We start from the raw sequence: 11,662 nt of genomic DNA, 5'->3' as shown, positions 1-11,662 counted from the left end.
GCCTGCGACAGGTCCTCGCGCACCGGCAGAACGGCCATTTCAAAGGCTTCGTGCGAAAAATCGGCGAAGGATTTGCCGAGCAGGGGCAGATCGAGCAGCCATTCGCCGGGATAATCGACGATATCGACCGACAGTCTGCCTGAAGAAAACATGCGGCTCCAGCCGGAAGCCGATTCATATTCGATGGTCAGCCGCAGTTCCGAAATGGCGCGCGTCGAATCGGGCCAGGCACGATCGTTGACCAGGGCGGCGATGTGGTCCTCGTACTGGAAACGCGGCACCGCGTCGTCGGGCTGCTGCTCGAGGAAGGCGCGGGCGATGCGCCCAGATTTCTGCGCCTCGAACAGCGGCAGGCGGCCGCCATGGATCAAATTGTGGACTAGGGCCGATATGAACACCGTTTTGCCGGCGCGGGACAATCCGGTCACGCCGAGGCGCAGCGATGGGGAAAAAAGCCCGGTGGCGCGGCCTGACAGCGTGTCGAGGGCAATCCTCGCCTCGTCGGTGAAGGTGGTCAGCGATGATGCCAAAATATGCTCTCTCGGACTTCGGTCCGTCCGATATAGGCTCTACAACCAGGCTTTGAAATGGCTTCAGAGATCGGCCGGCGTCAGGAACGCTTCGAGATAGCCGGCGCCTTGGGCGGCGCTGGCAAGATCGCCGTCGAAGCGGACGACCGCCAGGCCCGCGGTCGGAAACCCGTGGTTCAGCGTGGCCCGCGCGGTTTCGTCGCCGTCGCCCGAAACTGCCATGGTGAGGTCTTCCATCATCGGGTTGTGGCCAATGACCAGCAATGAGCCCGATCCGCCATTGTCGCGGATAAGGTGGAGGTAACCGGCCGCGTCCGCGCTGTAGAGCGCGTCGAAGAACAGGACCCGGCCGGTGTCGGTCTGGCCGGCCAGGCTTTCCAGCGTCTCCTTGGCGCGTTTGGCATTGGAGCAGAGCGTGCGGTCCGGAACATAGAGGCGGGAGCGCATGGCGGCGCCCATCATTTCGGCATCGGAACGGCCGGACGCGTCGAGCGGGCGATCGAAATCCCGCATACCGGGCAGTGCCCAGCCAGCCTTTGCATGTCGCAACAGATAAAGCCTGCTCACCCAACCTCCGAATGCCGAAGCCTCCCGGGATTAGCCACGAGAACGGCGTTGCGCACAATGCCCGTGCTCTTCAAACACAGCGAATCACCCAATGCTGCTTGCTGCAAAGGCGCTTGCGTTCGCCCCGGGATCACGGCCGATCTCGGAAAGCATGTGCCACCGGATCCAAAGTGTCTCGGCGGAGTTTGTACCAAAGCGACCGTACGCGGCTGCAAAGACCCGTGGCGGGGTACTTTAACAATTGCGTGAAACAGCGGCCGATTGCGCTTGTGCAGGCGTCGGACGACGAATATATAGGCGCCAAATTTGGGGCAGTTTGGGTGAGTCGAATGAACGACATCGTTACCGCCGATTACGTACCCTCCGAAGACGAGCCGTTCATGAACGAGCGGCAGAAATCCTACTTCCGCTCAAAGCTCGTCACCTGGAAGAATGACATATTGCGCGAAGCGCGCGAAACACTGGAAATCCTGCAGCAAGAAAACGCCAACCACCCCGATCTGGCCGATCGCGCCTCTTCGGAAACCGACCGTGCCATCGAACTCAGGGCCCGTGACCGTCAGCGCAAGCTCATTGCAAAGATCGACTCCGCCCTGCAGCGCATCGACGAAGGCACTTACGGCTATTGCGAAGAGACCGGCGAGCCGATCGCGCTGAAGCGGCTCGATGCGCGTCCGATCGCGACATTGTCGATCGAAGCGCAGGAGCGGCATGAGCGCCGCGAAAAAGTCTATCGCGACGACTGAAGGTCAAGGCCGGCGGCGCACGGCCGGCTATACCGAACGAACTCGATCCTGAAAATGGCCGGTTTTCCGGCCATTTCTATTGGTGCGGCATCCACCGCTCTGAGGCGCGCGAAGGCCGCAAACCCTTGATATTTTGCGCTTGGACGAGGTGGTTCGGTAGCGGACCGGCGGCGATGTTTCGCGGGATAGCGACCCGGCGGTCGCTCATCTCTTCTGACTGGAGAGTTCGCCGAGAAGCTTGGTCATCTCGTCGTCGAGCGACTGCGGCGCCGCCGGCTTGCCCACGGGGCCGCCCGAACGGGGCTGGTCTAGCGACACTTCGAGCTCCCTCATCAGCGTGTCGTCGATGCTGTCTTGCACCGGCTGCGGTGGTGGCGGGGCGTGCCGGGCGGTGTTGGCATTGGCGGAGCCGTAGGCCGGCAACGGCGTGACATTGGTCGGCTGATAGCTTTGCGTTGCCGGCTTCGGTGCAGGTGCCGGCGGCGCTGTTGGACGCGGGCGGGCGGGCGTCGTGTTCACCGGCTGTGGAGCGGGTGCCTGTCTGGCCGGCGGCGGAGCGGGTTGCGGCGGACGTGGCCTTGTTGCTGCCGGGGCCGCGGTGGCCGGGACCGGCTGCAAGCCACCGTCTCCAGTCAATGCCGGCCGGCGTAGCGCCGAAAGTCGGATATCGCGCTCGACGACGACGTCGGTCGGCCCGCCGATCAGAAGCAGGTGCTCGATGTCGTCGCGGCGTATCAGCACCAACCTGCGATGGCTGTCGACGGCGGTGGCATCCATGACGGCCAGTCGCGTCTTGCGGTTCCGGCCACCGGCGACGAAGGTTCCGAATGTCAGGTTGCGTACCAGCTTGATGATGACGAGAACGATGACCAGCAGGACAAGCGCTGCAAACGTCCACAACAATGCTGCGGCATAACCGGGACCTGCCACGCTATCGAGCCATTGCATTGGGTTCCCCTGATCGCCCTTGGAAGTGACGAGACACTAGACCGTTGCACCGGGCCACCGCAAGTTGCGTTTCACGCCGGTGAACAGCTAGAAAAACTCCGAAGCCCGGAAGACATCATTTTTATCCGACATTTGCCGCCCAGGCCTTTTCCGGACCAGGAGAATGTGATTCAACCCGCTAGGGGCGGGTGTCGGAACACCGGAATTCACGAGCAGGGGGCACATGGCCAAGGAAGCGCGCGGCGATTTCTATCCGGTACCGATCGTCGACCAGAATACGCGACCCGGCGCGGTCACCCGGCTTATCATTTTCATTGTCGTTCTGACGGGGGCGGCGATCGTCTTCGGGCTTTTCCGCGAGCGCCTCGGCGATCCTTTCCTGCTCGGCATGCTCGGCGTGCTGGCGATGATCGGCGTCGGCTTCCTGTTCGCGACGGCGATCGGCTTCGTGCAGGTCACGCCACGCTCGACAGGCGACGAACTGTCGAAATCCTTCGTCGATTCGATGTCGCAGGGGCTTCTCGTCACCGACACCAAGGGCCGCGTCGTCTACGCCAATCGCGCCTATGCGGATATGACCGGAGCATCGTCCGCTGCCGACCTGAAGACCGTCGAGGGATTGCTCTCGGATGTCCCCGAAGCCTCGGTGACGATCTATCGCCTGGCGTCCGGCCTGCGCGACGGCCAGTCGGGCGACGGCGAGTTTAGGCTCGCACAGTCCATTCGGCCCGGTGCCGAGCCTGGCGCCCGCTGGTACCGGGCCCGCGCCCGCGCCTTCAGCGTTCCAGGCCAGCGGCTGCCGATGCTGGCCTGGCAGCTTGCCGACATCTCGCAGGAGCGGGCCGAGCAGGAGCGCTTCTTCCTCGACCTGCAGAAGGCGATCGATCACCTCGACCACGCGCCGGCCGGCTTCTTTTCGGCTGACCAGGAGGGCCGCGTCACCTATATCAACGCCACGCTCGCCGAATGGCTGGGCATCGACCTCACCAGCTTCACGCCCGGCGCCGTGTCTCTGTCGGAGATCGTGGCCGGCGACGGCATGGCGCTGGTCCGCTCGGTCAAGGCCGACCCCGGCACCACACGCAACGCGGTGATAGATCTCGACCTGACGACCACGACGGGCGAAGCGCTGCCGGTGCGCTTCATGCACCGTGTTTCGGCCAGCCGCGAAGGATTGAACGGGCCGACACGCACGATCGTGCTCAACCGCACGCAAGGCGAGGATGCCTCTGCCGATTTGCGGGCTTCGGAAGTGCGCTTCACTCGCTTCTTCAACTCGACACCGATGGCGATCGCCGGCGTCGACCACAATGGGCGCATCCTGCGTACCAATGCGCCGTTCCTGTCGCTGTTTTCGTCTGTCGTCGATCGCGACGCCGTCGACCGTCGCGTACGGCTCGACACGGTGATCCACGAACGCGACCGGCCGGCCTTTGCGGCTGCCTTCGAGAAAGCGCAGCAGCGGCAGGCCGACATCGAGCCGATCGACACGCTTTTGCCCGGCAACGACGAACGGCACATCCGCTTCTACGTCAACGCCGTCGCCGACGGCACCGGCGGCGAGGGCGCCGAGGAGTCGGCCATCGTCTACGCCGTCGAGACGACGGAGCAGCAGGCGCTCGAAGGGCAGATGGCGCAGAGCCAGAAGATGCAGGCGGTCGGCCAGCTTGCCGGCGGCATCGCGCATGATTTCAACAATGTGCTGACCGCCATCATCATGGCGTCCGACCTTTTGTTGACCAACCACCGTCCGTCGGACCCGTCCTTCCCCGACATCATGAACATCAAGCAGAATGCCAACCGGGCGGCTTCGCTGGTACGGCAACTGCTCGCCTTCTCGCGCAAGCAGACATTGCGGCCGGAAGTGCTCAACCTGACCGACGTGCTCGCTGATCTCAGGATGCTGCTGGCCCGGCTGGTCGGCAACGACATCAAGCTGAAGGTCGACCATGGCCGCGACCTGTGGCCGGTCAAGGTCGATATCGGGCAGTTCGAACAGGTGGTGGTCAACCTTGCGGTCAACGCGCGCGACGCAATGCCGGCGGGTGGCGATCTCACCGTGCGCACGCGCAATGTGACCGCCGAGGAGTGCAAGGCCTTTTCCTATCGCGAACTCACCCCGGCCGACTATGTCGTGGTCGAAGTCGAGGACTCCGGCAGCGGTATCGCGCCCGACGTGCTGAAGAAGATCTTCGAGCCCTTCTTCACCACCAAGGAGGTTGGCAAAGGCACCGGCCTTGGCCTGTCGATGGTCTACGGCATCATCAAGCAGACCGGCGGCTTCATCTTCTGCGATTCCGAGGTCGGCAAAGGCTCGACTTTCCGCATTTTCCTGCCGCGTCACATCGCCGAAGCGAAAAAAGCAGGCGAGCCCGGCGATGCGCCGGCGGCGCCGGCAAAGGTCGCCGATCCGGCCAAGGATCTGTCGGGCTCGGCCACGGTGCTGCTCGTCGAGGACGAGGATGCCGTGCGCATGGGCGGCATGCGGGCGCTGACCTCGCGTGGCTACACCGTGCACGAGGCATCGTCGGGCGTCGAGGCGCTGGAAGTGTTCGAGGCGCTGGGCGGCAAGGTCGATATCGTCGTTTCCGATGTGGTCATGCCGGAAATGGACGGACCGACACTGCTTGGTGAATTGCGCAAGCGCCAGCCGGACATCAAGTTCGTCTTCGTGTCCGGCTACGCCGAGGACGCATTCGCCAGAAACCTCCCGGCAGATGCGCATTTCGGCTTTCTGCCCAAGCCGTTTTCGCTCAAGCAACTGGCGACGATCGTCAAGGACGTGCTGGAGTCTTAGAGCCTTTCCCATGTTCCACCTTGCACAACGCCGTGACAACGCCATGATTGCGGGTGAAACGGCAGGAAGGCTTAGGGGAGCAACTGGTGACGCCGCACAACGAAGCGGACAAGGACGACTACGCCGACACGGTTTTGTTGCCGGGTGACCCGCAGCGCGCCGAGTGGATGGCGCAAACGTTCCTGGAAGCGCCGCGCTGCATCAATCGCCGCCGCGGCGCGCTTGGCTTCACCGGGCTGTTTGGCGGCAAACCCGTCAGCATTCAGGCGACGGGCATCGGCGTTTCATCGTTTCTGATCTATGCGCATGAATTGCTGGACCATTATGGCGCCCGGACGTTGATCCGCACCGGCACCTGCGGCAGCCTGACCGCAAAAGCAAAACTGCGCAGCCTTGTCATCTCACAATCGGCACAGGCGGAAAGCGCCCAGAGCGGCCAGGTTTTCGGCCTTTATGGACCCGCTGGCCCCGACCCGGCGCTCCTCGCATCGTCGCTGGCCAAGGCGGTAGAATTCGGCATCGACCATCATGCCGGCCTGACGGTGTGCAGCGACATCTTCTATCACCCGGAAGGGCGCGCCCGTTTTGCCGTTGCGCAAGCGGAAGGAGCCCTGGCCGTGGATATGGAAACCAGCGCGCTCTATCGCATATCGGAGCATTTCGGAGCGCGTGCGCTGTCGATGTGTGTCGTGGTCGACAACATCGAGACCGGCGAACAGACCGACTATTCCGAGCGCCAGGCGCTTTTCACCGACATGAGCCGTCTGGCGCTCGCTGTCGCTGTGGAAGCGGGCTAAGCAGCCTCCCGCTTCGGCACCATCTGCTCATCCATTCCCGGCCGATGGCCCCGCAGATAGAGCGCGCAGGTGGTGCGCAGCATCGACGCAAAGTTCGGGATGGCGCCGTTGATCTCGATGGCTTCGTCATAAAGCTTCGAAATGAATTTTGGCGTCGTCAAATCCTGGTTTTCGGCGATTTCGTCCAGCAAAGCCCAGAATGTCGCTTCGAGCTGGATGCTGGTCGAGTGGCCGTCGATGCGAATCGACCGGTTGATCTGGCGATAGCCTTCGGGATCCTGGCCCGCAAACACCCTGCACATCCGACAAACCTCCCATGATTGTTGGTCTTGGGTGGACGGGCGTGCAGTTTGATACTGCTTGACCTGTCCCCACATGCATTCTCGGGCAAAATTGCCGGTCCGGCAATCGGACTTTCGTCCCGTTCGCGGCTGCGGGCGTGGTAACCGGCTGCCACCACCTTTTTCCCGTGCCGCGCATAATCGCCTCCACACCAGAACGGAGACTGATTTGGCCAAGGCGATCCACAGTATGATCCGGGTTCTCGACGAAGCCCGATCGCTCGATTTCTACAGAAACGCCTTCGGGCTCGATGTCGCCGACAGGCTGGATTTCGAGACATTCACGCTCATTTACCTCAGCAATGCCGAGGCAGGGTTCGAGCTCGAACTGACCGTGAACAAGGATCGGCAGGAGCCTTACGGGCTCGGCGACGGCTACGGCCATCTGGCGGTCTCGGTCGTCGATCTCGACGGCGAACATGATCGTCTCGGCGCGCTAGGGCTCAACCCGAAGAAAATCGTCGAGTTCAACCGCGACGGGTCGCTGATCGCCCGCTTTTTCTTCATCGAGGATCCCGACGGCTACAAGATCGAGGTTCTGCAACGCGGAGGTCGCTTCCAATAGGAGACATCGCAGCCGTCCCCTGACGGGGGCAGCGCGCCAGCAACGGCGTTCTGAAGAGAGCGCACATAGCAAGCAGGGAGGAATAAAATGGTCACGATCTATGACGCGAAGCCCGGGCTGTCCCGTCGCGAGCTTCTCAAACGCGGCAGCATCGGCGCGCTGCTCGTCATCTCAGGCGGCGCCGTCATCAGCCCCGAGCATGCCTGGGGACTGGAGACATCGGCACTCAAGCCCGAAACCATGGCGACGCTGATCCAGATGGCGCGTGACATCTATCCGCACGATCAGGTTCCGGACAAATATTACGCCATTGCCGTGAAAGGCCACGACGAACAGGCCGGCAAGGACGCCGCCTACAAGACTATGCTCGAAGATGGCATCGCCGACCTCGACAAGAAGTCCGGTGACGGCGGCTACCGCGGCCTTGGCTGGGAAGACCAGCGCGTCGCCGTGCTGAAGCAAATCGAGGCGACGCCGTTCTTCCAGGCCATTCGGGGTGGCCTCGTGGTCAGCCTCTACAACCAGAAAGAGGTGTGGCCGATCTTCGGTTACGAGGGCGAGTCCTATTCCAAGGGCGGCTACATCGCGCGCGGTTTCGACGACATCGAGTGGCTCTGAGCCCCGTCGTTCTTGAACCCGCAAACAGAAATCATGGGAGGAAACCATGGCAGCTTCATTTGATCTGAACAACGATGGCGTGGTCGTCATCATCGGCTCGGGCGCCGGCGGCGGCACGCTCGGCAACGAACTCGCCCAGAAGGGTGTCGACGTCGTCATCCTGGAAGCCGGCGCGCGCCACGAATACGAAGACTTCATCAATGACGAGTGGGGTTCGTTCAGCCAGCTCGCCTGGACGGACAAGCGCACCACGTCGGGCGACTGGCGTGTGGCCAAGGACTTTCCCAACCTGCCGGCCTGGATCGTCAAGTCGGTCGGCGGTTCGACCACGCATTGGGCGGGAGCTTCGCTGCGCTTCCAGGAGCATGAGTTCAAGGGGCTGTCGACCTACGGCAAACTGGAAGGCGCCAACCTGCTCGATTGGCCGATCACGCTGGCCGAGATGGAGCCCTACTATGCCCAGGCTGAAGCCAAGATGGGCGTCACCGGCACCAATGACTGGCCGCGGCTGCCGGGCAACAACAATTTCAAGGTGTTGAAGGCCGGCGCCGACAAGCTCGGCTACAAGGAATGCCACACCGGCAACATGGCGATCAACTCGGTCGATCGCGACGACCGCATGTCCTGCCAGCAGACCGGCTTCTGCTTCCAGGGCTGTAAATGGGGCGCCAAATGGTCGACGCTCTACACCGAGATACCCAAGGGAGAGGCGACAGGCCATCTCGAAGTCAGGCCGAATGCCATGGCGATCAAGATCAACCATGACGCCAGCGGAAAGGTGACCGGCGTTGTCTACGCCGACAAAGACGGCAAGCTGCAGGAGCAGAAGGCGCGCATCGTCGCGGTTGCCGGCAATTCGATCGAGAGCCCGCGGCTGCTGCTCAATTCGGCGTCGGGGAAATTCCCCGATGGGCTTGCCAACTCGTCGGGTCAGGTCGGCAAGAACTACATGCGTCACACCACCGGCTCGGTCTATGCCATCTTCGACAGACCGGTGCACATGTATCGCGGCACGACCATGGCCGGCATCATCCGCGACGAGGCGCGGCATGATCCATCGCGCGGTTTCGTTGGTGGCTACGAGTTCGAGACGCTGTCGCTCGGCCTGCCGTTCATGGCAGCGTTTCTTGATCCGGGCGCATGGGGGCGCTCGTTCACCACAGCACTCGATCACTACGACCACATGGCCGGCCTTTGGATCGTCGGTGAGGACATGCCGCGCGCGGAGAACCGCATCGCGCTGCATGCCGACGAGAAGGACGCGCACGGCATGCCGATCGCCGACGTGCATTTCGACGATCATCCAAACGACACCGCGATGCGTAACCACGCCTACAAGCAGGCTACGGCACTCTATGATGCGGTCGGCGCCACCCGCACCTTCCCGACGCCGCCCTATCCGTCGACCCACAATCTCGGTACCAACCGGATGAGCGAGAAAGCGGAAGACGGCGTCGTCAACAAGCACGGCCAGGCGCACGACATCAAGAACCTGTTCGTGTCGGATGGCAGCCAGTTCACCACCGGGGCCGCCGAAAACCCGACCCTGACGATCGTGTCGCTGGCGATCCGCCAGGCCGACTACATCGCCGCGCAGATGTCGGCCAAGACGATCTAGTCACATCCTCCCGACGGACTGCTGGCGCGGAACCGGCAAGGTTCCGCGCCTTTTTCTTGCCGCCTCACTGCTTTGTGCAGGTCGAGGCGGTGAAGGCGCCGTCGGGCTGCTTCATGATGATGTCGAAGGAGGGCACGGTTTCGCCGTCCAGCGTCGCCTGGGTCAGCGACAGTGAATTGCCGCCGGCGGTATATCCGCCCAGCGGCCCCAGCCACGAGATCACGCCGTTTGCGTCCATTTGGTAGTTGTAGCCCTGCCGCGCGGTGCCGAAGACGCTAAGGCTGGTGTAGACGGGGCCGCTGTAGACGTTCCCCTTGATGGTGATGTCGCCGAGGCTGAGGAACATGCCAAGCAGGTACACTTCGCAATGATAGGCGCCGTCAGGCATCTTGCCGTCGCTGAAATCGGCTCGCGCGGCCACGGTTGCTGCAGCCAGAAGCAGTATGCCGATGAAAATACGTGAAATACCTGAAACCATGACGTCGCTCGCTTGAAGAGCGAGCTTGCCCTATTTTTGCACCGCGCCGCAACATCGGTCGCCTGAGGCACTGATGAGTTCAAAATCTAGGCAGATTTGGCAAATGATCGAAAAATAGGCAGAGGCTGCGCAAGCTGCGCAAAATTCCCTCAATCGATTTCTGGCCACCTCTCTTTGTTTTGTAAGCCCTATATGCCAAGGTGCTGATATCTATAATTTATTTGTGCCCTTTCGGGATTGCCAGAGCGGTTGGCATGGGGGTTGCTTTGTAGTGTTGCGGTGCAATCAACTAGCTTGGGAGTCTGTAATATGAGGGGTAATTTCTCGACAATAACAAAAATGTTTTCGGCTGGTGTGGTCGCCGCCGGCCTGTTGACGTCCGCTCCGGTCAAGGCCGCCGACGACACGATCAAGGTCGGCATTCTCCATTCGCTGTCGGGGACCATGGCGATTTCGGAGACGACGCTGAAGGACGCCATGCTGATGCTCATCGACGAGCAGAACGCCAAGGGTGGTCTGCTCGGCAAGAAGCTCGAGGCGGTCGTCGTCGATCCGGCTTCCAACTGGCCGCTGTTTGCCGAAAAAGCGCGCGAACTGATCTCCAAGGACAAGGTCGCGGCGGTGTTCGGCTGCTGGACCTCGGTGTCGCGCAAATCGGTGCTGCCGGTGTTCTCGGAACTCGACAATATCCTGTTCTACCCCGTCCAGTATGAGGGCGAGGAAAGCGAGCGCAACGTGTTCTACACCGGTGCGGCGCCGAACCAGCAGGCCATCCCGGCTGTCGACTATCTGATGAGCGAGGATGGTGGTTCGGTGAAGCGCTGGGTGCTGGAAGGCACCGACTACGTCTATCCGCGCACCACCAACAAGATCCTCGAGGCCTATCTGAAGGCCAAGGGCGTGGCGGCTGAAGACATCATGGTCAATTACACGCCGTTCGGCTTCTCCGACTGGCAGACCGAAGTTTCGGCGATCAAGAAGTTCGGTTCGGCCGGCAAGAAGACCGCCGTCGTCTCGACCGTCAACGGCGACGCCAACGTGCCGTTCTACAAGGAACTCGGCAACCAGGGCATCAAGGCCGAGGACATCCCGGTCATGGCCTTCTCGGTCGGCGAGGAAGAGCTAGCCGGTCTCGACACCGCGCCGCTGGTCGGCCATCTCGCCGCCTGGAACTATTTCGAGAGCGTCGACACGCCCGAGAACAAGAAGTTCATCGCCGACTGGCACAAGTTCATCAAGAACGACAAGCGCACCACCAACGATCCGATGGAAGCCCATTATATCGGCTTCAACATGTGGGTGAAGGCGGTCGAGAAGGCCGGCACCACCGATCCGGACAAGGTCATCGACGCCATGATCGGCGTGTCGGTGCCGAACCTGACCGGCGGCTATTCGACGATGATGCCGAACCACCACATCACCAAGCCGGTGCTGATCGGCGAAATCCAGGCCGACGGCCAGTTCGAAACCGTGTCGCGCACGCCGGGCCTGGTGATGGGTGACGAGTGGTCCGACTATCTGCCTGATTCCAAGGACCTGATCTCCGATTGGCGCGCGCCTCTGTCCTGCGGCAACTTCAATGTTGCCACCGGCAAGTGCGGCGGCAAGGGCACGAACTGATCCTCCCCGGGCTGGACCTTCAGGTCCATGCCCATGA

At 62.1% G+C, this 11,662-nt stretch carries 12 protein-coding genes; 7 read left to right on the top strand and 5 right to left on the bottom strand.

Annotated elements, in window-relative coordinates:
- Positions 1 to 530: YcjX family protein (locus EOB59_RS36490; protein WP_245486687.1), on the bottom strand; the 530-nt coding region annotated here is incomplete at its 3' end.
- Between the two features lie 63 nt (positions 531 to 593).
- Entirely contained in the window at positions 594 to 1,097 is a 504-nt protein-coding gene (locus EOB59_RS20965; RefSeq protein ID WP_127810508.1) for a histidine phosphatase family protein, read from the bottom strand.
- 329 nt (positions 1,098 to 1,426) lie between these two features.
- Here EOB59_RS20965 and dksA point away from each other — a divergent pair, with 329 nt between their 5' ends.
- A complete protein-coding gene (gene dksA / locus EOB59_RS20960) occupies positions 1,427 to 1,843 on the top strand; it encodes an RNA polymerase-binding protein DksA (protein WP_013531862.1) in 417 nt (138 codons plus the stop codon).
- A gap of 204 nt (positions 1,844 to 2,047) precedes the next feature.
- On the opposite strand, the gene EOB59_RS20955 is transcribed toward dksA, so the two are convergent.
- Positions 2,048 to 2,791 carry a flagellar biosynthetic protein FliO gene (locus EOB59_RS20955; RefSeq protein WP_127397467.1) on the bottom strand — a complete coding sequence of 248 codons (744 nt, stop codon included), beginning with the start codon at positions 2,789 to 2,791 and terminating at the stop codon, positions 2,048 to 2,050.
- Between the two features lie 223 nt (positions 2,792 to 3,014).
- Between EOB59_RS20955 and EOB59_RS20950 the strand changes: the two genes are divergently transcribed.
- Both EOB59_RS20950 and EOB59_RS20945 read left to right on the top strand, forming a co-directional pair.
- A complete protein-coding gene (locus EOB59_RS20950) occupies positions 3,015 to 5,588 on the top strand; it encodes an ATP-binding protein (protein WP_128289139.1) in 2,574 nt (857 codons plus the stop codon).
- Positions 5,589 to 5,674: 86 nt separating this feature from the next.
- Complete coding sequence (locus EOB59_RS20945; protein ID WP_128289138.1) at positions 5,675 to 6,385, top strand: purine-nucleoside phosphorylase; 711 nt, start codon at positions 5,675 to 5,677, stop codon at positions 6,383 to 6,385.
- On the opposite strand, the gene EOB59_RS20940 is transcribed toward EOB59_RS20945, so the two are convergent.
- Entirely contained in the window at positions 6,382 to 6,687 is a 306-nt protein-coding gene (locus EOB59_RS20940) for a ribbon-helix-helix domain-containing protein (protein WP_127268969.1), read from the bottom strand. The two genes, EOB59_RS20945 and EOB59_RS20940, sit on opposite strands and share 4 nt — an antisense overlap.
- A gap of 208 nt (positions 6,688 to 6,895) precedes the next feature.
- Here EOB59_RS20940 and EOB59_RS20935 point away from each other — a divergent pair, with 208 nt between their 5' ends.
- From EOB59_RS20935 to EOB59_RS20925, 3 genes are all read left to right on the top strand, one after another.
- A complete protein-coding gene (locus EOB59_RS20935; protein ID WP_127271303.1) occupies positions 6,896 to 7,291 on the top strand; it encodes a VOC family protein in 396 nt (131 codons plus the stop codon).
- Positions 7,292 to 7,378: 87 nt separating this feature from the next.
- On the top strand, positions 7,379 to 7,909 hold the full coding sequence (locus EOB59_RS20930) for a gluconate 2-dehydrogenase subunit 3 family protein (RefSeq protein WP_127397185.1): 531 nt from the start codon (positions 7,379 to 7,381) through the stop codon (positions 7,907 to 7,909).
- 46 nt (positions 7,910 to 7,955) lie between these two features.
- Positions 7,956 to 9,527 carry a GMC family oxidoreductase gene (locus EOB59_RS20925; protein ID WP_127397184.1) on the top strand — a complete coding sequence of 524 codons (1,572 nt, stop codon included), beginning with the start codon at positions 7,956 to 7,958 and terminating at the stop codon, positions 9,525 to 9,527.
- A gap of 64 nt (positions 9,528 to 9,591) precedes the next feature.
- Here EOB59_RS20925 and EOB59_RS20920 read toward each other — a convergent pair whose 3' ends face one another.
- Positions 9,592 to 10,005, bottom strand: a complete 414-nt coding sequence (locus EOB59_RS20920; protein WP_128289137.1) for a hypothetical protein — start codon at positions 10,003 to 10,005, stop codon at positions 9,592 to 9,594.
- 309 nt (positions 10,006 to 10,314) lie between these two features.
- Between EOB59_RS20920 and urtA the strand changes: the two genes are divergently transcribed.
- Entirely contained in the window at positions 10,315 to 11,625 is a 1,311-nt protein-coding gene (gene urtA, locus EOB59_RS20915) for an urea ABC transporter substrate-binding protein (protein ID WP_027036733.1), read from the top strand.
- The last annotated feature ends 37 nt before the right edge of the window (positions 11,626 to 11,662 follow it).

This window comes from Mesorhizobium sp. M7A.F.Ca.MR.176.00.0.0, from assembly GCF_004023165.1.
GTDB lineage: Bacteria > Pseudomonadota > Alphaproteobacteria > Rhizobiales > Rhizobiaceae > Mesorhizobium.
The sequence above is the reverse complement of the archived record's forward strand: the minus strand, read 5'-3'. Positions and strand labels throughout refer to the sequence as shown.

Excerpts from the sequence above, each read along its gene's own strand:
- EOB59_RS20930 (WP_127397185.1), top strand. The coding sequence starts at position 7,379 with ATGGTCACGATCTATGACGCGAAGCCCGGGCTGTCCCGTCGCGAGCTT.
- EOB59_RS20950 (WP_128289139.1), top strand. The coding sequence starts at position 3,015 with ATGGCCAAGGAAGCGCGCGGCGATTTCTATCCGGTACCGATCGTCGAC.
- EOB59_RS20920 (WP_128289137.1), bottom strand. The coding sequence starts at position 10,005 with ATGGTTTCAGGTATTTCACGTATTTTCATCGGCATACTGCTTCTGGCT.
- EOB59_RS20940 (WP_127268969.1), bottom strand. The coding sequence starts at position 6,687 with ATGTGCAGGGTGTTTGCGGGCCAGGATCCCGAAGGCTATCGCCAGATC.
- urtA (WP_027036733.1), top strand. The coding sequence starts at position 10,315 with ATGAGGGGTAATTTCTCGACAATAACAAAAATGTTTTCGGCTGGTGTG.
- dksA (WP_013531862.1), top strand. The coding sequence starts at position 1,427 with ATGAACGACATCGTTACCGCCGATTACGTACCCTCCGAAGACGAGCCG.
- EOB59_RS20955 (WP_127397467.1), bottom strand. The coding sequence starts at position 2,791 with ATGCAATGGCTCGATAGCGTGGCAGGTCCCGGTTATGCCGCAGCATTG.
- EOB59_RS20925 (WP_127397184.1), top strand. The coding sequence starts at position 7,956 with ATGGCAGCTTCATTTGATCTGAACAACGATGGCGTGGTCGTCATCATC.